The 21,978-nt window shown below is 62.9% G+C and carries 21 protein-coding genes and 1 tRNA gene; 14 read left to right on the forward strand and 8 right to left on the reverse strand.

Features of this window, described 5'->3' with window-relative positions; translation table 11 throughout:
- The first annotated feature begins 3 nt into the window (after positions 1-3).
- Genes trbE through AC07ZH_RS02840 form a run of 7 tightly spaced genes read left to right on the forward strand, consistent with a single transcriptional unit; the run spans position 4 to position 7,759 of the window.
- Positions 4-2,460: a conjugal transfer protein TrbE gene (gene trbE / locus AC07ZH_RS02810; RefSeq protein ID WP_495198458.1), complete on the forward strand. Its 2,457-nt coding sequence runs from the start codon at positions 4-6 to the stop codon at positions 2,458-2,460.
- Positions 2,461-2,470: 10 nt separating this feature from the next.
- Positions 2,471-3,202, forward strand: a complete 732-nt coding sequence (trbJ, locus tag AC07ZH_RS02815) for a P-type conjugative transfer protein TrbJ (protein ID WP_495198459.1) — start codon at positions 2,471-2,473, stop codon at positions 3,200-3,202.
- 12 nt (positions 3,203-3,214) lie between these two features.
- Positions 3,215-4,543 (forward strand): P-type conjugative transfer protein TrbL, encoded by a 1,329-nt coding sequence (trbL, locus tag AC07ZH_RS02820; RefSeq protein WP_495198460.1) that lies wholly within the window; start codon positions 3,215-3,217, stop codon positions 4,541-4,543.
- Between the two features lie 30 nt (positions 4,544-4,573).
- Positions 4,574-5,275: a conjugal transfer protein TrbF gene (gene trbF / locus AC07ZH_RS02825; RefSeq protein ID WP_495198461.1), complete on the forward strand. Its 702-nt coding sequence runs from the start codon at positions 4,574-4,576 to the stop codon at positions 5,273-5,275.
- Positions 5,275-6,270 (forward strand): P-type conjugative transfer protein TrbG, encoded by a 996-nt coding sequence (trbG, locus tag AC07ZH_RS02830; RefSeq protein WP_495198462.1) that lies wholly within the window; start codon positions 5,275-5,277, stop codon positions 6,268-6,270. The genes trbF and trbG overlap by 1 nt, the downstream gene beginning before the upstream one ends.
- 2 nt (positions 6,271-6,272) lie before the next feature.
- Entirely contained in the window at positions 6,273-7,535 is a 1,263-nt protein-coding gene (locus tag AC07ZH_RS02835; RefSeq protein WP_495198463.1) for a TraB/TrbI/VirB10 family type IV secretion system protein, read from the forward strand.
- Positions 7,532-7,759: a DUF2274 domain-containing protein gene (locus tag AC07ZH_RS02840; RefSeq protein WP_495198464.1), complete on the forward strand. Its 228-nt coding sequence runs from the start codon at positions 7,532-7,534 to the stop codon at positions 7,757-7,759. Before AC07ZH_RS02835 ends, AC07ZH_RS02840 begins: the two co-directional genes overlap by 4 nt.
- 515 nt (positions 7,760-8,274) lie before the next feature.
- Here the strand turns inward: AC07ZH_RS02840 and AC07ZH_RS02845 are convergent.
- Entirely contained in the window at positions 8,275-8,460 is a 186-nt protein-coding gene (locus AC07ZH_RS02845; RefSeq protein WP_495198465.1) for a hypothetical protein, read from the reverse strand.
- A gap of 24 nt (positions 8,461-8,484) precedes the next feature.
- The gene (locus tag AC07ZH_RS02850) at positions 8,485-8,769 is read right to left on the reverse strand and encodes a DUF3892 domain-containing protein (protein WP_495198466.1); all 285 of its coding nucleotides are present in this window, start codon (positions 8,767-8,769) and stop codon (positions 8,485-8,487) included.
- A gap of 129 nt (positions 8,770-8,898) precedes the next feature.
- Here AC07ZH_RS02850 and AC07ZH_RS02855 point away from each other — a divergent pair, with 129 nt between their 5' ends.
- From AC07ZH_RS02855 to AC07ZH_RS02865, 3 genes are read left to right on the forward strand one after another with little or no spacing between them, the layout of a single operon-like run.
- Positions 8,899-9,258, forward strand: coding sequence for a helix-turn-helix domain-containing protein (locus AC07ZH_RS02855; RefSeq protein ID WP_495198467.1), 360 nt, complete (start codon positions 8,899-8,901; stop codon positions 9,256-9,258).
- Positions 9,255-10,133: an ImmA/IrrE family metallo-endopeptidase gene (locus tag AC07ZH_RS02860; RefSeq protein ID WP_495198468.1), complete on the forward strand. Its 879-nt coding sequence runs from the start codon at positions 9,255-9,257 to the stop codon at positions 10,131-10,133. The genes AC07ZH_RS02855 and AC07ZH_RS02860 overlap by 4 nt, the downstream gene beginning before the upstream one ends.
- Positions 10,134-10,189: 56 nt before the next feature.
- Positions 10,190-10,600, forward strand: coding sequence for a hypothetical protein (locus AC07ZH_RS02865; RefSeq protein WP_495198469.1), 411 nt, complete (start codon positions 10,190-10,192; stop codon positions 10,598-10,600).
- A 238-nt stretch (positions 10,601-10,838) separates the two neighbouring features.
- Here the strand turns inward: AC07ZH_RS02865 and AC07ZH_RS02870 are convergent, their stop codons facing one another.
- The gene (locus AC07ZH_RS02870; RefSeq protein ID WP_495198470.1) at positions 10,839-11,714 is read right to left on the reverse strand and encodes a hypothetical protein; all 876 of its coding nucleotides are present in this window, start codon (positions 11,712-11,714) and stop codon (positions 10,839-10,841) included.
- Between the two features lie 306 nt (positions 11,715-12,020).
- Here AC07ZH_RS02870 and AC07ZH_RS02875 point away from each other — a divergent pair, with 306 nt between their 5' ends.
- On the forward strand, positions 12,021-13,718 hold the full coding sequence (locus AC07ZH_RS02875; protein ID WP_495198471.1) for a long-chain fatty acid--CoA ligase: 1,698 nt from the start codon (positions 12,021-12,023) through the stop codon (positions 13,716-13,718).
- A gap of 25 nt (positions 13,719-13,743) precedes the next feature.
- Here the strand turns inward: AC07ZH_RS02875 and AC07ZH_RS02880 are convergent, their stop codons facing one another.
- Positions 13,744-14,112, reverse strand: a complete 369-nt coding sequence (locus AC07ZH_RS02880; protein ID WP_495198472.1) for a PilZ domain-containing protein — start codon at positions 14,110-14,112, stop codon at positions 13,744-13,746.
- Between the two features lie 327 nt (positions 14,113-14,439).
- Between AC07ZH_RS02880 and AC07ZH_RS02885 the strand changes: the two genes are divergently transcribed.
- From AC07ZH_RS02885 to AC07ZH_RS02895, 3 genes are all read left to right on the forward strand, one after another.
- Entirely contained in the window at positions 14,440-16,671 is a 2,232-nt protein-coding gene (locus AC07ZH_RS02885; protein ID WP_495198473.1) for a putative bifunctional diguanylate cyclase/phosphodiesterase, read from the forward strand.
- Positions 16,672-16,855: 184 nt separating this feature from the next.
- Positions 16,856-17,581: a 2OG-Fe dioxygenase family protein gene (locus AC07ZH_RS02890; protein ID WP_495198486.1), complete on the forward strand. Its 726-nt coding sequence runs from the start codon at positions 16,856-16,858 to the stop codon at positions 17,579-17,581.
- 88 nt (positions 17,582-17,669) lie between these two features.
- The gene (locus tag AC07ZH_RS02895) at positions 17,670-18,107 is read left to right on the forward strand and encodes a universal stress protein (RefSeq protein WP_119110627.1); all 438 of its coding nucleotides are present in this window, start codon (positions 17,670-17,672) and stop codon (positions 18,105-18,107) included.
- Positions 18,108-18,372: 265 nt separating this feature from the next.
- On the opposite strand, the gene bktB is transcribed toward AC07ZH_RS02895, so the two are convergent.
- The 4 genes from bktB to AC07ZH_RS02915 form a co-directional block, all read right to left on the reverse strand.
- Positions 18,373-19,557 (reverse strand): beta-ketothiolase BktB, encoded by a 1,185-nt coding sequence (gene bktB / locus AC07ZH_RS02900; protein WP_495198474.1) that lies wholly within the window; start codon positions 19,555-19,557, stop codon positions 18,373-18,375.
- A gap of 88 nt (positions 19,558-19,645) precedes the next feature.
- Entirely contained in the window at positions 19,646-20,404 is a 759-nt protein-coding gene (locus tag AC07ZH_RS02905) for an SDR family NAD(P)-dependent oxidoreductase (protein ID WP_119110633.1), read from the reverse strand.
- A gap of 73 nt (positions 20,405-20,477) precedes the next feature.
- A complete protein-coding gene (locus AC07ZH_RS02910) occupies positions 20,478-21,644 on the reverse strand; it encodes a PQQ-dependent sugar dehydrogenase (RefSeq protein ID WP_495198475.1) in 1,167 nt (388 codons plus the stop codon).
- 21 nt (positions 21,645-21,665) lie between these two features.
- Positions 21,666-21,739 (reverse strand) — tRNA-Gly (locus AC07ZH_RS02915).
- Positions 21,740-21,978 lie beyond the last annotated feature (239 nt).

Below are 21,978 nucleotides of genomic sequence, written 5' to 3' on the forward strand. Positions count from 1 at the left end.
GCCATGCTGAACCTTGCCGAATACCGCCGGCGGCCCGCGCTGCTGGCCGACTGGCTGCCCTGGGCCGGCCTGGTGGCGCCGGGCGTGGTCTTGAACAAGGACGGATCGTTCCAGCGCTCCGCACGTTTCCGCGGCCCGGACCTGGACAGCGCCACGCAGGGCGAGCTGATCGCCACCTCGGCGCGGCTGAACAACGCGCTGCGCCGGCTGCGTTCGGGCTGGGCCTTGTTCATCGAGGCCGAACGCCGGCCGGCAGCGCACTATCCGCATTCCGACTTCCCGGAGCCGCTGTCCTGGCTGGTGGATGAAGAGCGCCGCGCTGCCTTTGAAGGATCGGGCCAGCACTTCGAGAGCGGCTATCACCTGACCCTCGTCTACCTTCCGCCAGAAGAGTCCCGTGCGCGGGCGGCCAACATGCTCTACGAGAACACGCCGACGCAGGGCGTGGACTGGCGCGAGCGCCTGGCCGCCTTCATCGCGGAGACCGACCGCATCTTCGACCTGCTCGATGGCGTGATGCCGGAGATGGCCTGGCTCGACGACAGCCGGACGCTGACCTATCTGCACGCCACCGTGTCCACGCGGCGCTACGCGCTGTCGGTGCCTGAGGTTCCGTTTCACCTCGATGCGCTGCTGGCCGATTGCGCTCTGGTGGGCGGCCTGGCGCCCATGCTGGGCGATCAGCACATGCGCGTGGCGACGGTACGGGGTTTTCCCACCGCGACCTGGCCCGGGATTCTGGACGACCTCAACCGGCTCGGATTCGCGTACCGCTGGAGCACCCGCTTCCTGTGCATGGACAAGGCCGAGGCCGAGAAGGAACTGCGGCGCTTGCGCCGCCAGTGGTTCTCCAAGCGCAAGAACATCGTGGCGCTGCTGCGCGAGACCATCTTCCAGCAGGAATCACCGCTGGTCGATACCGACGCCAGCAACAAGTCGGCGGACGCCGATGCAGCCCTGCAAGAGCTCGGCGGCGACCAGGTCGCGTTCGGCTACGTTACCGCCACGCTGACGGTGCTCGATGCCGATCCGGCCGTGGCCGACGAGAAGCTACGCATGGTGGAGCGTGTGATCCAGGGACGGGGCTTCGTCACCATCCCGGAAACCCTCAATTCGGTGGAGGCTTGGCTGTCGTCGGTGCCGGGCAATGCCTATGCGAACGTGCGCCAGCCCATTGTCTCGACGCTGAACCTGGCACACCTGATGCCGGTGTCCGCGATATGGGCCGGGCCGGAGAATAACGCGCATCTTGGCGGCCCACCGCTGATCGTCACGCGCACCGAGGGAGCCACGCCATTCCGGCTCGTGACGCACATCGGGGATGTGGGGCACACGCTGGTGGCCGGCCCCACGGGGATGGGCAAGTCGGTCCTGCTTGCCACGCTGGCCTTGCAGTTTCGGCGCTATCCCGGTTCGCGCGTTTTTGCGTTCGACATGGGGCGCTCGATGCGGGCCACGGTGTTGGGCCTCGGCGGTGAGTTCTACGACCTGGGGGGCGACGACGAGATCGCATTCCAGCCCCTCGCACGCATTGACCGCGAAAGCTACCGAACCTGGGCAGCCGAGTGGGTGGAGGGTCGGCTGCTGCAGGAAGGCGTGGCCGTAGGCCCCGAAGAGCGGGCCGCCATTTGGTCGGCGCTGGTCAGCCTCGCCGGTGCGCCAGTGGAGCAGCGCACGCTGACGGGCCTGTCGGTGCTGTTGCAATCCAATGCGTTGCGCCAGGCCTTGGCGCCCTACGTGCTCGGAGGCGCGCACGGCAAGCTGCTCGATGCGGACCATGATCGGCTGGGCGATGCCAGCGTGCAGTGCTTCGAGATGGAAGAGCTGATGCACAGCAAAGCCGCCGTGCTGGCCGTGCTGGGCTACCTGTTCGCGCGCTTCGAAGAGCGGTTTGACGGTGCGCCCACGCTGTTGATCCTGGATGAGGCCTGGCTGTTCCTCGACGACCCGGTGTTCGCGGCGCGCATCCGCCAATGGCTCAAGACGCTGCGCAAGAAGAACGTCTCGGTGATCTTCGCCACGCAGAGCCTGGCGGACATCAAGGACTCGAGCATTGCGCCCGCCATCATCGAGAGTTGTGCCAGCCGGATTTTCCTGCCCAACCCGCAGGCCACCGAGCCGCAGATCCGCACGATCTACGAGGGCTTTGGGCTGAATGCCCGCCAGATCGAGATCGTGACGACCGCCGAGCCCAAGCGGGACTACTACTACCAGTCGCGCCTGGGCAATCGCCTGTTTGACCTGGACCTGGGGCCCGCCACGCTGGCCTTCGCGGGTGCTTCCACGCAGCAGGACCAGAACGCCATCGACAGGGTGCTGGCGTCAGTGGCTTCAGAGGTTTCTTCCGCTCCATCGTCTTCGCCCTTCGCAGACGCATGGCTGCGCCATCGCGGCCTGCACTGGGCCGCGCAGCTGCTGGCTTCATCGCCTGCAGCTGCTTCCCTTCCTGTCCAACCCTAGGAGAACTGCCGTGCAACTTCGTACCGTTTTCACCCCCAGGCTCGCCGCGCTGGCCACCGCCGGCGTTCTGGCCTTCGCCGCTGCACAGCCGGCCTTGGCCCAGCGCATCGTGTTCGATCCCTCCAACTACGTACAGAACACGCTGACGGCCATCCGCACGCTGGAGCAGATCAACAACCAGATCAAGCAGTTGCAGAACGACGCGCGCAACCTGGCCAGCCTGCCGTTCAACGCCGTGGGCCGACTGCGCGCCAACCTGGCGACTACCCAGCGGCTGATCGCGCAGGCCAAGGGGCTGGCCTACGAGCTGACGACCATGGACCGGAATTTCGCGCGCCTGTACCCCGAGCAGTACGCCGCGACGATCAGTGGCGACCAGATGTATCGCGATGCGCAGGAGCGCTGGAAGAACACCCTGCAGGGCTTGCAGACCACCTTGCGCATGCAGGCGCAGGCATCGCAGAACCTGGGCGAGGACGAAGGCGTGCTCGCCGATCTGGTGAGCCAGAGCCAGTCGGCGGTGGGTGCCCTGCAGGCGATGCAGGCCACGAACCAGCTGCTAGCCCTGCAGGCCAAGCAGTCGATCCAGGTGCAGCGGCTGCAGATCACCCAGGACCGAGCCGCATCGCTGGAGCTGGCCCGCCAGACCGCAGCCGTCGAGCGCGGGCGGGAGGTGACGCGCAGGTTCATGGGCACGGGTACCCCGTACTCGCCGCAGGCCACCAGCTTCTATGGCAACTGACCGGATCAGGCCATGAACGATGTGACGGTCATCGACCGCTTTCTCAATACATTCTCGCGCTACATCGACTCGGGGTTCGGGCTGCTGCAGGGGGAGGTCGCCTTTCTGACGGCCACGCTGATCGTGATCGACATGACGCTGGCGGGGCTGTTCTGGGCGATGGGCCATACCATCGGCCAGGGCGAGGACGTGCTTGCCAGACTGCTGCGCAAGGTGTTGTACGTGGGCGCCTTCGCCTACATCATCGGCAACTTCAACATGCTCGCGGGGATCGTCTTCCGGTCCTTCGCGGGGCTGGGACTCACGGCCAGCGGCTCGTCCCTGAGCATGGGCAACTTCCTGCAGCCAGGGCGGCTCGCGAAAGCGGGCATCGATGCGGGAACCCCCATCCTCAAGCAGATCAATGACCTGGCCGGTTTCCCCGAGGTGTTCGTCAACCTCGCGCCCATTGTGGTGCTGTTCATCGCGTGGTTCATCGTCGTCCTGAGCTTCTTCGTGCTGGCAGTGCAGCTTTTCGTGACGCTGATCGAGTTCAAGCTCACGACACTCGCGGGCTTCGTGCTGGTCCCGTTCGCGCTGTGGAACAAGACGGCGTTCCTCGCGGAGAAGGTGCTGGGCAATGTGGTGTCTTCGGGCATCAAGGTGCTGGTGCTGGCGGTGATCGTGGGCATCGGCTCGGGGTTGTTCGCCGAATTCCGGGGGCATCCCAGTGAGCCGTCCCTCGACCATGCGTTGGTCATCATGTTGGCGTCACTCGCGTTGCTGGCACTCGGGATCTTCGGGCCTGGAATAGCGACGGGACTGGTTTCCGGTGGCCCACAACTTGGCGCGGGAGCCATGGCCGGTGCGGCAGTGGGGGCCGCAGGTGCTGCCGTTGCCGTGGGCGCCGCCGCAGGTGGTGTTGGCGGCGCGGTGGCTGCTGGTGCGCGCATGGCGCCTGGGGCAGCCCGGCTCGCGGGCAGCGGTGCGCGTGGTGCCAAGGCGGCTTTCGACGAAGGCTCCGTGGCTGCGGGTGGTGGCGTCCGGGGAGCTGCGGTTGGCGTGGGCAATGTCGCAAAGGCTGGCGCGCAAGCGGCCGGGCAGAAGGTCGCGGACGGAGCGCGCTCGCTCAAGGAGCGCGCGGCCGCCGCGTTCCGGCCCGAGGACACGGCCCCGGCATCCAGTGGCACTGCCGCCGAAGGCAGTGCTCCAGCCGCAGCCACCGAGCAGCCGGCATGGGCCAAGCGCCTGCACCGCCGGCAGCAGCTCACCCATGCTGCGACGACCGCCGCCCACTCGCTGCGCGGTGGGGATGGTGGCGGCTCCAGCCAGGGCCCCAGCCTGCGCAGTCCTGATGAATGAAGCGATTCCTGATCTTCAAGGAGAACCCCCATGCGATTCAAACGACCGCAGGTGCGCTATGGCGATACGCCGCAGCCTGCGACCCCTTACCAATCGGCCGCCCAGGTCTGGGACGAGCGCATCGGTTCGGCCCGCGTGCAGGCCAAGAACTGGCGGCTGATGGCCTTCGGCTGCCTGAGCCTGGCTTTGCTCATGGCCGGTGGCCTGGTCTGGCGCTCGGCGCAGTCCATCGTCACCCCCTACGTCATCGAGGTGGACGAGGCCGGGCAGGTGCGCGCGGTGGGCGAAGCGGCCACGCCGTACCGGCCGAGCGATGCCCAGGTGGCCTACCACCTGGGGCGCTTCATCGGCCTGGTGCGTTCGCTGTCCATCGATCCCATCGTGGTGCGGCAGAACTGGCTCGACGCTTATGACTACACCACCGACAAGGGCGCGGTCGTGCTCAACGACTACGCACGGGTGAACGACCCGTTCACCCGCATCGGCAAGGAGTCGGTGTCGGTGCAGATCACCAGCGTGGTTCGGGCGAGCGATGCCTCGTTCAACGTGCGCTGGACGGAGCAGCGCTTCGTCAACGGCGTGCCCGCCGGCACGGAGCGCTGGAACGCCGTGGTTTCCACGGTGCTGCAAGCCCCGCGCACCGAGCAGCGGCTGCGCAAGAACCCATTGGGCATCTATGTCAACGGCCTGTCGTGGAGCCGGGAGCTGGATGCAAACGAAGGAGCCAAATGATGAATCCCTTGAAACTGTTTTCTCGCACCGGTGCATTCTTGCTGGTGGTTGTGACCCTGTCGGGCTGCGCCACGCAGGGTAAGCCACCCCCGACCATCGCGCTCGATGAGCCTGTGCAAGCCAACCCACTGCCTGAGTTGCCCAAGCCGGTCGAAGTGGTGGAGGTGCCGAAGGTGCTGCCGATGCCGGCGCAGATGAAGCCCCTGGGGGCCGGCGAGGCCAAGGCGCCGCCCGAGTCCGCTGATGAAAAGCAACGGGTCTCGCGCGCCAACTTCGAGGCGCGTGTCGCGCCCACGCGCGAAGGCTATGTCAATGCGATCCAGGTCTGGCCCTTCACCGATGGGGCGCTGTACCAGGTCTATGCGGCAGTGGGGCGCGTGACGGTGATTTCTCTCCAGGCGGGCGAGGAACTGGTGACGGTGGCCGCAGGCGATACGGTGCGCTGGATCGTGGGTGATACCTCCAGCGGCACGGGCGATGCGCTACGCGTCAACGTGATGGTCAAGCCGATCCGCTCGGGGCTCAAGACCAACCTGGTCATCACCACCAACCGCCGGACCTACCTGGTGGAGCTGACCTCGACCGAGAAGGCCTGGATGGCATCGGTGTCCTGGGAATATCCCAAGGACAAGATGCTGGCCCTGCAGCGCCAGGCGCAGGCTGCCAGCGCCGCCGCACCGGTGGAGTCTGGCCTGACACTGGAGAAGATCCGTTTCCGCTACGCGGTCAGCGGCAGCAATCCGCCGTGGAAACCGCTGCGGGCCTTCGACGATGGCGAGAAGGTCTACATCCAGTTCCCGCAAGGCATTGCCCAGGGTGAGTTGCCCCCGCTGTTCGTGATCGGAACGCAGGGGAATGGGCAACTGGTGAACTACCGGTTTCGCGCACCGTACTACATCGTGGACCGGCTGTTTGGCGCGGCGGAACTGCGCCTGGGCGGGGACAAGGGCGAGGTAGTGCGGATCGAGCGCACGGATGGCAAGCGGGGAGGCTGAGCATGAGCCAGGACGACACTCCCGATCTCGCCGCGCCGCAGGCGGGCAAGGTGGCACCTGAAGCGGTGGCGCTGCGCGCTCAGCCTCGGCCTGTGACACGCCTGAACCGGCGCACACTGGCTCTGCTGACCGGCGGCTTGTCGGTCGCCGTGCTCGGTGCCATGATTTGGTCGCTGCAGCCGCATCGGCGTGGTGCGGGCGAGCAGTCTGAGTTGTACAACGTGGACCGCGTGTCGAAGTCGGAAGGCCTGGACCAGCTTCCATCCGATTATTCGAAACTACAGAAGGTGCCTGCGCTGGGGCCGCCACTGCCGGGCGATCTGGGGCCGGCCATCGTGAAGTCGCAGCAGCCGGTGTACGGGCCACCGGGACACGATCCCGAGGACACGCTGCGCAAGGAGGCCGAGGCGGCAGCGGCTTCATCGGTGTTCTTCCGCTCGGCCAGCCAGCGTACTGCGGCTGCACCTGCAGGGCAGGGTGCAGCCCCACCGAATACCCTGGCAGCCGGTTTGGCGGGCTTCGACCCGCTCGCCGCAGGCCCGGCCTCGACGGCGGCCCAGCCTTCCGATCCAACCGCTGTGCAAAATCGGCAGGACCAGAAAGAGGGTTTCCAGAAAGCCGGACCTGCTGAAACCCGCAATTCCGGCAATCTGCAAATGCCGGCATCCCCCTACCAGGTCATGGCAGGGACGGTGATCGCAGCGGCGCTGGTGACGGGCATCAAGTCCGATCTGCCGGGCGATGTGATCGCCACGGTGACGGAGCCGGTCTATGACACGGCCACTGGCAAATTCCTGTTGATCCCGCAGGGCTCGCGCATCCTGGGCAAGTACAACAGCGAGGTGAGCTATGGGCAGAGCAGGGTGCAGATGGTGTGGAACCGCGTCATCCTGCCCGATACCTCCTCGCTGACGCTGGACAATCTCGTGGGGACCGACCCGGCGGGCTATGCCGGACTGGAGGACGGCGTGGACCGGCACTGGGGGCGCATCCTGGCCGGTGCGGCGCTGACCACGCTGCTGGGTGTGGGTGCCGAGCTGGCCGCGCCCGAGAACCGGCAGGATGGAAACCGGATCGTCATTGTCGGGCGCGATAGCGTGCAGGACAGCGTGAACCAGATCGGGCGGGAGATGACCCGGCGCAACATGAACATCCAGACGACGCTCACGGCGCGGCCGGGGCTTCCGGTGCGGGTCATCGTGAACCGGGACTTGGTGCTGCGGCCGTACCAACCGATGTTCTTCAACCGTGGAGGTGCGAAATGAACGGGGCCAGGAAGCTGCGGATAGGGCCGCTGCCCAAGGCCGAGAGCACGAAGATCACGTTCTCCTGTCCGACAAGCCTGAAGGCTGAACTTGACCGCTACGCCGCGCTGCATGCGCAGACCTACGACGAAGCGGTCGATACGACCACTCTGATTCCCCACATGCTGGAAGCGTTCATGGTCGGAGATCGGGGATTCAAGAAAAGGGGCAGGGCAAGCAATTGAGCAATCGAGTCGGTCTCGCGATAAACTGAGCGCACCAATCACAACGAGGAAGCATTGGAGCGAGAAGACCGATAGTTCAATCAGCCTGACGTATCAACAGATTCAGAAGACAGAGCGAACCGTCCGATTGCTGGGTGAAATTCCCACTAACAACAAGCACCGTACCCTTACCAACGCACAACAAACCAAGGAGGTAACTATGAAGAAATCAAACTTCAAACTTAAATTCGCGGCAAGCTGGGCTGTGGCACTGTCGGTCTTCGTTGGCGCTGGAGGCGCACAGTGCATCTGTGCTCGATCCAATGCTTCTTCGGGATGAGCTGACGGAGGACCGTGGCGCCGTCACGTACCAGGCATGTAGCAAGCTGCCTTCATCCAATCCGGCTCGCCTGTAGCGTGAAGCCAGCAGCTTGGCCGACGAAAGAATGCTGGATCTCGTCGCCTAGTCATGGACTTATCAAACTTCGCAATATGAAAGGGCGGCCTAGGCCGCCCTTTTTCGCTCACACATGGGATCACCGATCGCTGGTCGGCGTGACCTTGACCGGGGTCCACATGTGGCCCGGCTTGGTCGTCGGCGGCAGCTGCCGGTTGTCCGGCACCGTGCTGTAGTTCGGCTGCTTGCCACCATGTGGCCCTACTTGCTGGTAGATGCCGCCGTTGTTGCCGGTGCTTTGACCGGGCTTCTTCGTATTTGCCATATCGAACTCCTTTTGGTTACGGCGTTAGGACACAGTGCACTGGGTGAGGGACAACAGGTTGTTGTTCCACTTGCCGTCCGCGTATGTGCGGACGTAGGGAGCCTTGCCTTGCTCGCGGACTACACCGATGTCGGCGCGCTTCCCGCTCACAGGGTCCAGGACGTAAAACGTGTTGGTCTTGGCCTCGATGCTTTCGATCACCTTTTCACGCGTCCAGCGCCACTGGCTGCCATTGCCCAAGTGGGTAATGTGCTCGTGGGCACTCTGCGGGTTGGGTTTCGTGATGCAGGTTACTTGTGCGTCTGCCATAGCAAATCCTTTCTCTTGCTTTGGCCGGGGGCGTCATTTAATATATGACGAACTCGTCAAGCCCCCGGCCAAAAGATAGGCCCGGCAGGGCCATGACGAGTGTGTCAATTTAAACTATACGATATCGTCATGCCGCCGTCAATTCCCCCACAGCCGTCATTGGTTTTCCCTGAGCGCCTTCGAGCGGCTCGGGAGTACAGAGGCCTTAACCAGCAAGAGTTGGCCGGCCGCGCAGGTCTGCAGCCTTCGGCCATCTCTCATTTCGAGACCGGAACAAGAAAACCTTCCTTCGACAACCTTCATCTGCTCGCCGAAACTCTGGATGTGACTATCGACTACCTGCTTGGACGGGTCGCTGAATTCAAAGCGCTTGCCGGAGCGGACCAACTGCATCGCCACTATGACAAGCTCGATGGCGCGGACAGAAAGATGGCAGATGACCTCATTACGATGCTCGCAGCGCGGGCCAAGGAGAAAGGCAAATCATGAGCACCAGCGATCCCTACCTCTTCGCAACGAGTCATGCTGAGTCGATCGTTAAGGGGTTGAAGATCGCTGCCCTTCCCATTAATCCGCGTTCTGTCGCGGAAGACCTCAACTTCATCGTCGAGGCGAAGCCTGTAGAGGACAGGGGGTGCTCTGGGATGCTGGTCCGGTATGGCAACGACTTCGCGATTGCCTACGCTACCCACCTTCAGAACGAGGGCTTCGAGAACTTCAGCATCGCCCACGAGCTTGGGCACTACTACATACCAGGTCACCCTGAAGCGTTGATCCCTAGTGGTCAAGGCACGCATGTTTCGAGAGCCGGTTTCAATTCTGGAGACAGGTATGAAGCGGAGGCGGACCGCTTCGCTGCGGGATTCCTGATGCCGCGCCACCTTTTCTTTCCGGCTTTGGAAAATGCCGGCAAAGGCCTGGAGGCAATCGAAGCCCTTTCGTTTTTCTGCAAAACTTCGCTGCACGCCACGGCGATTCGATATGCCCAGTGCACTCGTGACCACATGGCCATCGTGATCAGCGAGGGAGGCATCGTTGACCACTGCTTCATGTCCGAAGCCCTAAAGCAGGTTCGTGGCATCGATTGGCTGAGAAAAGGGCAAGGGCTTCCCGCACGCTCTTCAACCCTGGCCTTCAATAGGGACCCTGATCGCATTGCCCACGCGGAGCGGGTCCAGGATTTCACGAACCTCCAAGACTGGTTTGGTGGCAGGCGCCGTCTGGAAATTCGCGAAGATGTGGTTGGGCTCGGAAGCTACGGCAAGACTCTGACCGTGCTCTACGACATCAACGTGCCCGATGAAGAAGATGAGGAAGACGAAGAGCGTCTTATCGAGGCGTGGACGCCGCGTTTCAGATCTTAGGCCAGCGTGGCACGCCCCATGCTGAACCCACTACCAACGAAGGCACAGGCACATTCATGACGAAATTTTTCACTGCCAAGGTCGAAGTCAAGTTGACCAAAACCGTTCTCGTGCAGGTATCGGCCGAGAACGAAGCAGATGCTACCGAACTTGCAAAAGCACAGGCTCGGCTCAAAGAGCCAGGGTTCTCAGTCCAAAAAGTTGGACTCACTTTGGTGGCAGAGAGCGAGTTGGGCGTTGGCTCGCGCGTTGTGCACAAGATCTTTGGCCCCGGCCTCATCGAGGAAATGCACGCGATGGGCGGCACCCACCAGTTCATCATGCAGATCCGATTTGACACAGGCGACACCAAGCGCATCCATGGTCCAGGTGCAATCATCCGGCCAGAGGAGATTGTTGTTGAGAGTGAGACTTCGGCTTCAGACCAGCTGCGCACCACTGATGGCTTCGCTTCGCATAGGGCTTAGAACCGGTCAGACCGTTATGATTGAGGCCGATTGACGATAGTGCCGCCAAAGTCGCCGCCCCGCAAATCGCTCCATCTCCCGCGCCAACAAAAGATGCGCGCTTCTTACGGTAAAAGTGACGGTAACGCCCTATGTTGATCACAGCCAATCCCTTTAACCACACGGGTTTCGGAGACTTTGTTGATGATGGAGTGGGAGTGACAGCCGGATTCGCGTAATTGGCTGCCAATCACCTGCTTCAGGCTGACGCCTGACCCGTCAGAGGGTCATAGGTTGTTCCATCGAGATCGACGATCAGACCATTTGCAGGATCATACTTGGCGAGGCGATAGGTACCTGCTCCATTACCATCCAGGCCAATATAGTCGGCCTGTGCCAGGGTGGCGCGATTGTCGTTGGGCACTACGCCGTCAGCGGTCCACTTGTTTTCCGTTAACCATTCGGTCGTGTTGGTGCCGTACGGTATGTCTAGTTTTCCATCCAATTGCATCTTGTAGAGCGTTGGATCCATGCTGAATCCTTCTGCCATTCGCAACGCAGCGGGATTTTCTTTGTAGTACGAGGCGGTCTCTTCCGGCATGGCGGAAAGATCGCTCTTGATCAGAGTCGAACCATCGGTCGGGAATTTGGATACGGCGCCACTGTGGATGGCTTCGTAATCTGCGACGTACTGTGGATTGTCCTTGAAGAAAACGTAGCGTTTGACCGCATCCTGATCGCCACCTTGAAGGGACAGCCCCATCATTTTCACGTAGTCAGGTGTCTGATAGTCAGGAGAGAAGGTGCTGCCTAAGCCATTTTCCCAGGTGCGAAACTCATCAAGATTCGTGAATGGGAGTGGGTCGGTCGTGGCAGCGGCATCGGGTGCAAAGGTCTGTTGCGTACTTTTGTAAACACTGGATGTGGAGGGCGCCTGGGTGTCGGATGTCACTGCAGTGTTCCCCGATGCGGATGTCGCAGGCGAAAGCTGCTCGAGGCTGGCCTGCAGCTGCTTGAGGAAATCGACGGGGTCGCTGTTGCCGCTGCTGGCCGCCTGCTGCGCCGCCTTGGATGCCGTGGCGCTGGTGACACCCAGCGACTGCAGCAGGCTTGAGGCTTGAGAAATATCGAGCATCTTTAACTCCTTTGATGGTGGTATCTCTGGAACAAAGGGTCTGAATGGGCGTTACCTTGTTCGAAATATGCACCCCGAGTGTTGTGGATTTTCCGGATGACAAATACCGGGTAAGCCGAGGAAATACCGGGTTGTTCTTCCGTTGAAACCATCCCGGCCGTCCGCTGGACGCGATCACGATCGCCCCAGGGTTGCAGCACTCAATGCCCGTGCGTTCGCCTGACCCGTATGTGACAGCCATTCCGGGCAAACCCGCGAGAGCAACCGCGGATGCACCACTAGACTTCGGTCAAAAGGAATCTGACCATGCGTTCGCACTATGCCTTCTGGCCCCGCCGGCTTCCCAAAGCTATTTCGGTACCGGCCACCTCCCTTTGGGACAACTTGTCAGTCAACGCGCACCGCTATCCGGACAAAACTGCGCTGGTGTTCTTCGGTTCCGAGATAAGTTATCGCCAGCTTGCTGAGGGCGCAGAGCGTCTTGCGGCGCACCTTTGTGCTTTGGGGATCCAGCGCGGCGATCGCGTGCTGCTGTGTATGCAAAACTGCCCCCAATGGGTGATGGCGCATTTCGCCATTCTGCGGGCCAACGCGGTTGTTGTACCGGTTAATCCGATGAACCGGGCGGAAGAGCTCAAGCATTACATCACCGACCCGCAGGCGAAGTTTGCCTTCACTACGGCTGATTTGGCGGCAGAGCTTGCGCTTGCCAGCAACAGCCTGCCTGAAGGCGAGGGGTTGCAGCACCTGGTGGTGGCGCGTTTCATGGATGCGTTCGACCCTGCAGTTGCCGAGGGTGATGCACCACCAGCAGCCTGGCGCCAATGGCTTACCACTGAACATGCGATGCCAAGTCTGGCCGGTGGCCAGGTGCACCGCTGGAGTGATGCGCTCGCGTGCACCGCCCCTGTTCCCGCCCATGTGGTGGGTAGCAGCGACTTGGCCGTTTTGCCCTACACCAGTGGGACCACCGGTTTGCCCAAAGGCTGCATGCATCTGCACCGCAGCCTCATGCACAACGCCGTGGCGAGCGCGCTGTGGGGCAATGGTTCCTCTGAGAATGTCGCGCTTGCAGCGGTGCCCATGTTTCACATCACCGGCATGGTCAGCGTGATGCATACCACCGTGTACTGCGGTGGCACGCTGGTGCTCATGCCGCGCTGGGACCGCGATCTTGCGGGCCGGATGATCTCGCGCTACAAGGTCACCAACTGGACCAATGTGCCCACCATGATCATCGATCTGCTGGGGAGCCCGAACTTTGCGAGCTACGACCTCTCCAGCCTGGTGTACATCGGCGGCGGCGGGGCTGCGATGCCGCAGGCGGTTGCCCAGCGCTTGTTTGACCAGTACGGTCTTCGTTACGCCGAGGGCTATGGCTTGACCGAGACGGCGGCGCCCTCGCATTCCAATCCGGTAGATGCGCCCAAGCAGCAGTGTCTTGGCATTCCGTTCATGAGCACCGACGCCCGGGTGATTGATCCCGATACCCTGCAAGAGCTTGCGGTGGGCGAGCAAGGCGAAATCATCGTCCATGGGCCGGAAGTATTTGAGGGGTACTGGCAGCGTCCAGAGGCGACGGCTGCCGCGTTTATCGAATTCGAAGGCAAGCGCTTTTTCCGTACCGGTGATCTGGGCCATGTGGATACCGATGGCTATTTCTTCCTCACCGACCGCTTGAAACGCATGATCAATGCGTCAGGCTTCAAGGTATGGCCTGCCGAAGTGGAAGCCCTGATGTTCCGCCACCCTGCTATTCAAGAGGCCTGTGTGATCGGTATGCGCGACAGCTATCGAGGCGAGAGCGTCAAAGCCGTGGTGGTGCTGCGCGCTTCGCACGGGCACACCAGCGAACAAGAGATTCTGGACTGGTGCCACGAGAACATGGCAGCGTACAAGGCGCCGCGTGTGGTGCAGTTTGTCGACGCCTTGCCCAAGAGCGGCAGTGGCAAGGTGATGTGGCGCGCGTTGCAAGAGGCAGAAAAGCAGCCGGCAGACCGCTGAGCCTGAGATCGTTCTAAGCTGGTTCTCAGCCGGCCCCTGCAACCAGTTCGCGCAGATCACGTTCAAGCAGCGCGGGGTCACCCAACTGCAGTTCGATGAGACGGCGCAGGTGGGTGATGCTGTCGATGTCCGAATGCAGGCACAGCAAGCCCAGTTGCGCACCTTCGACATGGGCGACCTGCATCTCCATCTCGATGTGTCCGCTGCCGCTTGTGAGAGGCAGGGTCAAGGTGCAAAGTGCTTGCTCGCGCACACTGGCCCCGGCGGGCAAGGTAATCAGCGCGCCTTTGAGCGAGAGATCCAGTACCCGCACCTCGAGTGTCACCTCGTTGCACGCAAGCTGTGCCGGGGCGGCAAACACAACCCGGACAAAGTGACGGCGTTCATAGGGCATGTTGGGCATTCCATTGAAACGAATTTGCATGCAAAGCGGCAACCGGGTCTATTTGCATACGCCGGTGCGAACCGCAATCTCGGCAGTGTGCGCCTGGTTCGGGTTCTGATAGCAAATCCGTATGAGAGCAAGGCGGTGGATTACAGGCAATCATGCTAACAAATCAGGCAAAAAAGGGGCCGAAGCTTCGCCTGTGGCGCCTGCGCTTCCTGGGTCGAATATGGTTACCATGGGTTGCATATTCCAACGTAGGTGCGCAATGTGATTTTGCTCTCGATGCGCAAGGCTTGCTTGCGTGGTGCGGCAGTGCTTGTCTGGTGGGGGGGTGTGCAAGTTCCTCTGGCAATTGCCCAAGGCGCGGGTGCCACCATGGAGCGAATGGATCTGCCCGATCTGCTATGGGGGCAGTGGGGGCTGCTGGGGCTGGGCCTGTTTTGTCTCATTTTGCTGCTCAATATCCTGGTGCTGCGCCGCAAGGTGGCGGAGCGTACCCAGCACCTGCGCAACAGCGAGCAAAAGCTGGCTGCAATTCTCGACAACGCCGGTGCGCTGGTCTATATCAAAGACCTTGATTTCCGTTACCAATATGCCAATCGCCAGTCGGCACAGAACTTGGGCCGCACCCCCGGCGAAGTAATCGGCAAGACCGATGCGGACCTTTTCGGAACTGCAGCGGCCGAAGCCATGCAGCAGAGTGATAGGCAGGTATTCGATCGCCGTGAACGCATCGAAGTGGAAGAGAGCATGACCCTTCCCGACGGTGAAGAGCGCCAAACCTACCTTACGGTCAAAGTGCCCCTGTTCGATGGCAAGGGTGCGGTCATGGGCTTGTGTGGCTACTCCACCAATATCACGGCGCTGCGCCGTGCGGACGAGGCGCTTCGGCTTGCGGCGACCATTTTCGAGTCGCAAGAGGGCATGCTGGTCACGGGCCCGGACCGTCGGATTCTTCAGATGAATCGCGCGGTGTACCGACTGACTGGCTATGCCGAGGGTGAATTGCGTGGCCAGGATTTCTCGTGCCTGCAATCGGGGCGCAATGACGCGGCCTTCTACCAAGGTGTCTGGAGCGCGGTGGCCGCGACCGGGCAGTGGGCCGGGGAGATGTGGATCAAGCGCAAATCCGGCGAGAACTACCCCGCCTGGGTCAACATCGCTGCGGTGCGCTCGCCCACAGGCGAGATCACGCACTACGTCAGCACGCAGATGGACATTTCCGAGCGCAAGGCGGCCGAAGAAGAAATTCGCACCTTGGCGTATTACGACGCCCTGACGGGGTTGCCCAACCGCAGGCTCATGTCAGACCGCCTGCAGCGCAGTCTGACCAACAGTGGGCGCAGCGGTCTGGGCGGCGCGCTTCTTGTGGTGGACCTGGACAATTTCAAGGATCTCAACGACACCTTGGGGCATGAGATCGGCGACGATCTGCTGCGCCAGGTGGGTGAGCGTCTGGAGCAATGCGCGCGCCGCAGCGATACCGTGGCCCGCCTGGGGGGCGACGAATTCGTGCTGCTGCTCGACGGGCTCAATAGCGACCCCGCGCAGGCAGCCGACGAGGCACAGCGTGTGGCGCGCACCGTGCTGCGCATGCTGGGCCAGGCATTCACGCTGGGCGAGCGAACGCACCATACGTCGTGCAGTATTGGCATCGCGTTGTACGCCGACGCGTCCAACAATCCCGACGAACTGCTCCAGCGTGGCGACTTGGCCATGTACGAGGCCAAGGCCCAGGGGCGCAACACGCTGCGGTTTTTTGACCCGCGGATTCAACAGGCAGTGGCCGAACGCACGGCGCTGGAGGCCGACATGCGCCGTGCCTTGGTGCAGCAGCAGTTCATCCTGCATTACCAGGCACAGGTGGAGGCGGGTGGCAGGCTGGTCGGGGCAGAGGCTCTGGTGCGCTGGGAGCACCCTGACCGTGGCCGCGTCTACCCGAACGATTTCATCGGCATTGCCGAGGCGACCGGCCTTATTGTTCCGCTGGGCGCCTGGATCTTGCATACCGCTTGCATGCAACTCGCAGCGTGGGCGAAGAATGCGGAAACGGCGCATCTCACACTGGCGGTCAACGTCAGTGCAAGGCAGTTCAGACACCTGCATTTCGTCGCAGAGCTGTTGGAAGTGCTGCGTGAGACAGGCGCGGACCCAACGCGGCTGAAACTTGAATTGACAGAGTCGCTGCTGCTGGACGATGCTGAAGCGGCCATTGCTCGCATGATTGAATTGCGCACCCACGGCGTGCGGTTCTCGCTTGACGATTTCGGTACGGGGTACTCCAGCCTGTCCTACCTCAAGCGCCTGCCCCTCGACCAGCTCAAGATCGATCAGAGCTTTGTGCGTGATTTGATAACCAATGCCAACGATGCCGCCATCGCCCGCACCATCGTCGCGCTGGCGCACAGCCTGGACCTGGCGGTCATCGCTGAAGGCGTGGAGACCGAAGAGCAACGGGCCCTGCTTGAGCGCTTTGGCTGTTGCCTTTGGCAAGGATTCTTGTTTGGGCAGCCCGCGCCGGCCGACCAGATGCTGCAGCAGATTTCTACCCTTGTTGCGCCATAAATCGCTTCATTTTCAATAGCTGTGTATTTAATGTGGGTAAGCGTTAGCGATCATTATTTCCTAAAATTTGACAATGGAAACCTCTCCCAGCCCCACCTGCGTTGAAGAGACGCCGCAGGCGCCTACAGGGCGCGGCGCACCGCCACTTTTCGCACCACCCTATTGCCCCCCGGAACAAGCGCCGATGCGGCTGCGCGAGCAGGGCTACGCCTTGCTTGACGCCACGGCTGTGGCCAAGTGGTCAGGCGCCACCCCTCAGGCCCTGCAGATGCTGGCTCGCACCTGGAATGACCTGCCACCCGACGACTATCTGCTCGACGGAGGCAAATACCGGCGTCGGCGCCATGCCAGTTTCGAGGTGCAGGGCCAGGGCGTTCTGCCAGTGGCGCACCGTGCGCATTGGCAGCCGGTCGAATACAACGCCTTGCACGGCGGTATCCAGCGCTGGTTTGCCCCTATGGCGCCCGCGGTGCTGGCGCAGCCTGCCTGGCGCTCCCTGGTCGGCGCGCTGGGTGGTCTGTGCGACGCCGTGTTTGCGCCCGGCGAAGCAGCGCAGCGCTGGTTCGTGGAAGCGCACCAGTTTCGTATCGATACCGGGAACGGCATCGGCAGGCCGACGCCTGAAGGCGCGCACCGAGACGGCGTCGATCTGGTGGCGGTGTTCCTGGTCGAGCGCGGTGCCATCAAGGGGGGCGAGACGCGCATTTTCGAAGCTGCGTCGTCTGCGGGCCAGCGCTTCACGCTGACCGAACCCTGGTCCGTGCTGTTGCTGGACGACGCCCGCATGATCCATGAAACCACGCCCATCCAGCCCTTGCAGTCCGCAGATCCAGAGGCGTGTCAAGGTGCGCATCGGGACACGCTGGTGTTGACGTGGCGGCGCATGGGCTTCCAGGGCCCGGGCGTGTGACGCGTCCCCTATGATGCGGGTCAAGGTGCGATGCAGACACGGCGCGCACACTTAATCAAGCGCAAGGTATTCAACCAAGGAGGACAACATGTTCAAGCACATTCTGGTTCCAGTCGACGGCTCTCCCACCTCGATGCAGGCGGTTTCCAAGGCCGCCGAACTCGCCAAGGCCTTTGGTAGCAAGGTGACGGCACTCTATGTGATCGATCCGTATCCCTTCACTGGCGTGGGCGCTGATTTCGCCTATGGGCAATCGCAGTACCTCAGTGCGGCCACCGCAGAGGCCAACACGGCGCTCGACGCCGCCAAAGGCACCCTACAGGCAGCGGGGATTACCGCGGATGCCGTGATCGGTGAAGGGCACGCGGTGCACGAGGGCATCGTGCGTGCGCTGGAAAACACCGGTGCCGACTTGATTGTCATGGGGTCACATGGGCGCCGTGGCCTCGAAAAGCTCATGCTCGGCAGCGTCACGCAACGCGTACTCGGCGTGGCGCACGTGCCGGTGCTGGTGGTGCGCAGCTGACGCTGCCACTCCTCTGACCACGGCGCTTTCGGGCGCCGTTGGTCCATTTGCAATCGGATTTTGCTGGCCCGAGGCTGTAAAGACCTGCAAAGAAGACGCTATGGCGTTCGGTTTATCCGCCCAGGGTCTTCGCGGTAGCACTCTGGTAGCCGTGTCTGGAGACCGTCCAGTTTGGGCGCATCAAACAAGGTACTGTGGGCGCTCGTGGATGCCGCGCTGGCCGGCGGGTGCGCCGGCATGGCGCTCTCAGAACGTGTTCACGCTCTCAGATGCGCTCGAAGATCGCCGCAATGCCTTGGCCGCCGCCAATGCACATGGTGACGAGCGCGTAGCGCCCCTGAATACGCTGCAGTTCGTACAAGGCCTTCACGGTAATCAGCGCGCCCGTCGCGCCAATCGGGTGGCCGAGTGAAATGCCCGAGCCGTTGGGGTTGACCTTGGCCGGGTCCAGCCCCAGGTCGCGCGAGACAGCGCAGGCCTGGGCGGCAAAGGCCTCGTTGGCCTCGATCACATCCAGGTCGTTCACCGTGAGGCCGGCGCGCTTGAGGGCAAGCTGCGTCGCCGGCACCGGGCCGATGCCCATGTATTTCGGGTCCACGCCCGCATGGGCGTAAGCCACCAGGCGTGCCAGCGGTGCGAGCCCGCGCGCCTTGGCGGTGCCGGCTTCCATCAGCACCACGGCAGCGGCGGCGTCGTTGATGCCCGAGGCGTTGCCGGCCGTCACCGTGCCGTTCTCCTTCAGGAAGACAGGTTTGAGTTTGGCCAAGTCTTCCATGGTGGCGCCGGGGCGGAAATGCTCGTCGGTGGCGTACTGCACGTCGCCCTTGCGGCTTTTGAGCGTGACCGGGACGATCTGCTCCTTGAACACGCCGTTCTGCGTGGCGCGCTCGGCGCGGTTGTGGCTCTCGACGGCCAGCTTGTCCTGGTCTTCGCGCGTGATGCCCCACTTGGCGGCAATGTTCTCGGCCGTCACACCCATGTGGATGTTCTGGAACGGGTCGTGCAGCGCGCCGATCATCATGTCCACCATCTTGGTGTCGCCCATGCGTGCGCCCCAGCGCATGTTCAGGCTGGCAAAGGGCACCCGGCTCATGTTTTCGGCGCCGCCGCCAATGGCAATGTCGGTGTCACCCAGCAAAATGGCCTGGCTGGCGCTGACGATGGCCTGCAGACCCGAGCCGCACAGGCGGTTGACGTTGAAGGCCGGGGTGCCTTCGCCGCAGCCGCCGTTGATAGCGGCGACACGCGAGAGGTACATGTCCTTGGGTTCGGTGTTGACCACGTGGCCGAACACGACGTGGCCCACGTCCTTGCCCTCTACCTTGGCCCGCGCGAGCGATTCGCGCACGACCAGTGCGCCGAGCTCCGTGGGCGGCACATCCTTCAGGCTGCCGCCAAAGGTGCCAATGGCGGTGCGCACTGCGCTGACGACGACGACTTCACGGGACATGGTGGACTCCTGACAATAAATTTAAGTAAAAATAGGCTCTAGCGCTTATCTGGTATGCGCCTTCAGCTATGAAATTGGTAGTGATTGATCACGCGTCGCGCACATCCGCCACGGGGTGCTGGCCGAAGTCCTCGCGCGCAAGCCACGCCAGCACGCGGGCGGCCGCTTCCTCGGGGGTGGCGAGGTTGCCGGCGGTTTTCAGCTGAGCGAAGTTCCCCACGTCGGGAAACAGCGCCGGGTCGGTATTGCGCAACTGCACCTGCATGTCGGTGTCGATGACGCCGGGCGCCAGCGAGCACAGCTTGGCGCCGTGCGCCTTTTGCGCTTCGTCCAGCGCCGCACAGCGCGTGAAGTGGTCCATGCCCGCCTTGGCCGCGCAGTACGCCGCCTGCGACGCCATGGCGCGCCGCCCCAGCCCCGAAGAGATATTCAGCACCTTGCGCGGCACCAGCCAATGCTCGGTCTCGCCGAGGAAGGCGCTGGTGAGCAGCATGGGCGCTTCGAGCCCGACGCGCAGCGCCTTGCTCAGCTCGCCGGCATCGCTCTCCGACAGTGGCGCAATGCGCGGCAGCACGCCGGCGTTGTTGATCAGCGTGGCGCTGCCAAAATCGTCGAGCGACTTGCGCGACAGCCACTGGCGCAGCCGCGCAGCGGCGCCCGCGCCGTCCGACAGGTCGTGCTGCCATTGCAGCAGCGTGCAGCCTGCCGCATCGGCAGCGTCCTGCAAAGCAGGCGCTTCGCCACGCGAGATGCACAGCAGCGTGTCGGTGGGCTGGATAAGTCGTTGCGCCATCGCGAGGCCCATGCCACGCGAAGCGCCGGTGAGGATGGTCAGATGTCGGCTCATGCCAACATGGTACTCGCGCGGCTTTTCATGCGCTGTCAAGCAGGCGAAACGTGGCCGGAACGTGGTGATGCGCTCAGCGGCCGGTGTAGCGCACGCGGTAAATCACGCCGTTCTGGTCTTCTGCAATCAGCAGCGAGCCGTCGGACGCCACGGCAAGCCCGGCCACACGACCGAACTGCGTGGGCGGCTTGCTGTCCAGCAGCCAGCCCGTGACAAAGTCTTCCATGCCCATCGGCTTGCCATCGGCGCCGAAGCGCACGCGCAACACGCGGTAGCCGCTGGGTTTCGAGCGGTTCCAGGAACCGCGCATGGCGACAAAGCCGTCGCCCTGGTAGGCCTTGGGAAACTGCGTGCCGGTGTAGAAGACGAAGCCAATCGGCGCCGAATGGGCGGTGGTGGTGGCGGCCGGCGCCTCGGTGGTGGGGCAGAACGCCTGCTTGCTGGTGCCCGGCGGGTCTTGCGTCTGCACTGGGTCGGGCACCCGCGCGCCCAGGCACCAGGGCCAGCCGTAGTGCTTGCCCTGCACGATGGCGTTGAGCTCTTCGGGCGGCTGGTCGTCGCCGCGCATGTCCGAGCCGTTGTCAAAGCCGTAGAGCCGGCCCGTCACCGGCTGCCAGGCAAAACCCATGGTGTTGCGCAGGCCACGGGCGAAGATTTCGCGCTGGCTGCCGTCGGGCCGCAGGCGCAGCAGCGTGGCGTTCTCGGGGTTGGCCTCAGCGCAGTTGTTGCAGGTCGAGCCCACGCTCAGGTACAGCCAGCCGTCCGGCCCCATGCCCAGCGTGCGGCGTGGGTGGTTGCCGCCGGGGGGAAGATCGTCGAATAGCCGTCGCGGCGTCGACAGGGTGCCGTCGCTCTGCACCTCGGCCACATCCAGTGCGCGGTCCGACACCATGTACAGCTTGCCGGCGTGCAGCAGCAGACCGTGCACGCGCGCGATGCGGGCCACAGTCTTTCGAACGTCGGCCACACCGTCGCCATCGGTGTCGCGCAGCAGCACCACCTCGCCTTGGGCGCGCAGGCTGGCGTAGACGTCGCCATTGGCGGCCACTTGCATCCAGCGCACATTCCCCAGGCCCAGGGCAAAGACGGAAATTTCAAAACCTGCGGGCAGCTTGAGGCTGCGCAGCAAGGATTCAGAAAATGGGACGGGGCTTGGCTGGAGAACCGCCACCACGGGCTTGCTGTCCGTGGGCTGCGCCGAGGCAGCGTGGTTCCAACCCAGCAGCGCGCAGAGGGCCATGCTGGCCAGGCGCTTGAGAACTGGAGCGGGTGAAGGGAATCGAACCCTCGTATGAAGCTTGGGAAGCTGCCGTTCTACCATTGAACTACACCCGCGAAGGCGTCGATTATAGAGCGCGGCACAGGTGCACCCTATCTGCGCCCAATGTCTTGAATACGTACCGAAATTTCAAGCCAAATAGGCCTTCAGCGCTTACCCACCAAGCGCAAGCAGCTATCAAAACAGTAGTTTTCTGCTGATAGTCGCCCGCTGGCCCTACTGCTGAATATCCCCCAGGCACAGGTACTTGATCTCCACATAGTCGTCCATGCCGTGGTGCGAGCCCTCGCGCCCC

This window comes from Simplicispira sp. GW247-4R2A (assembly GCF_059424465.1).

Bases quoted from the DNA above. Each gene is read 5' to 3' on its own strand.
- AC07ZH_RS02845 (WP_495198465.1), bottom strand. From the start codon at position 8,460: ATGGCAAATACGAAGAAGCCCGGTCAAAGCACCGGCAACAACGGCGGC.
- AC07ZH_RS02870 (WP_495198470.1), bottom strand. From the start codon at position 11,714: ATGCTCGATATTTCTCAAGCCTCAAGCCTGCTGCAGTCGCTGGGTGTC.
- AC07ZH_RS02880 (WP_495198472.1), bottom strand. From the start codon at position 14,112: ATGCCCTATGAACGCCGTCACTTTGTCCGGGTTGTGTTTGCCGCCCCG.
- trbF (WP_495198461.1), top strand. From the start codon at position 4,574: ATGCGATTCAAACGACCGCAGGTGCGCTATGGCGATACGCCGCAGCCT.
- AC07ZH_RS02905 (WP_119110633.1), bottom strand. From the start codon at position 20,404: ATGAGCCGACATCTGACCATCCTCACCGGCGCTTCGCGTGGCATGGGC.
- AC07ZH_RS02895 (WP_119110627.1), top strand. From the start codon at position 17,670: ATGTTCAAGCACATTCTGGTTCCAGTCGACGGCTCTCCCACCTCGATG.
- AC07ZH_RS02890 (WP_495198486.1), top strand. From the start codon at position 16,856: ATGCGGCTGCGCGAGCAGGGCTACGCCTTGCTTGACGCCACGGCTGTG.
- trbE (WP_495198458.1), top strand. From the start codon at position 4: ATGCTGAACCTTGCCGAATACCGCCGGCGGCCCGCGCTGCTGGCCGAC.
- AC07ZH_RS02910 (WP_495198475.1), bottom strand. From the start codon at position 21,644: ATGGCCCTCTGCGCGCTGCTGGGTTGGAACCACGCTGCCTCGGCGCAG.
- trbL (WP_495198460.1), top strand. From the start codon at position 3,215: ATGAACGATGTGACGGTCATCGACCGCTTTCTCAATACATTCTCGCGC.
- AC07ZH_RS02865 (WP_495198469.1), top strand. From the start codon at position 10,190: ATGACGAAATTTTTCACTGCCAAGGTCGAAGTCAAGTTGACCAAAACC.
- AC07ZH_RS02835 (WP_495198463.1), top strand. From the start codon at position 6,273: ATGAGCCAGGACGACACTCCCGATCTCGCCGCGCCGCAGGCGGGCAAG.
- AC07ZH_RS02855 (WP_495198467.1), top strand. From the start codon at position 8,899: ATGCCGCCGTCAATTCCCCCACAGCCGTCATTGGTTTTCCCTGAGCGC.
- AC07ZH_RS02850 (WP_495198466.1), bottom strand. From the start codon at position 8,769: ATGGCAGACGCACAAGTAACCTGCATCACGAAACCCAACCCGCAGAGT.
- trbG (WP_495198462.1), top strand. From the start codon at position 5,275: ATGAATCCCTTGAAACTGTTTTCTCGCACCGGTGCATTCTTGCTGGTG.
- AC07ZH_RS02860 (WP_495198468.1), top strand. From the start codon at position 9,255: ATGAGCACCAGCGATCCCTACCTCTTCGCAACGAGTCATGCTGAGTCG.
- AC07ZH_RS02840 (WP_495198464.1), top strand. From the start codon at position 7,532: ATGAACGGGGCCAGGAAGCTGCGGATAGGGCCGCTGCCCAAGGCCGAG.
- AC07ZH_RS02875 (WP_495198471.1), top strand. From the start codon at position 12,021: ATGCGTTCGCACTATGCCTTCTGGCCCCGCCGGCTTCCCAAAGCTATT.
- bktB (WP_495198474.1), bottom strand. From the start codon at position 19,557: ATGTCCCGTGAAGTCGTCGTCGTCAGCGCAGTGCGCACCGCCATTGGC.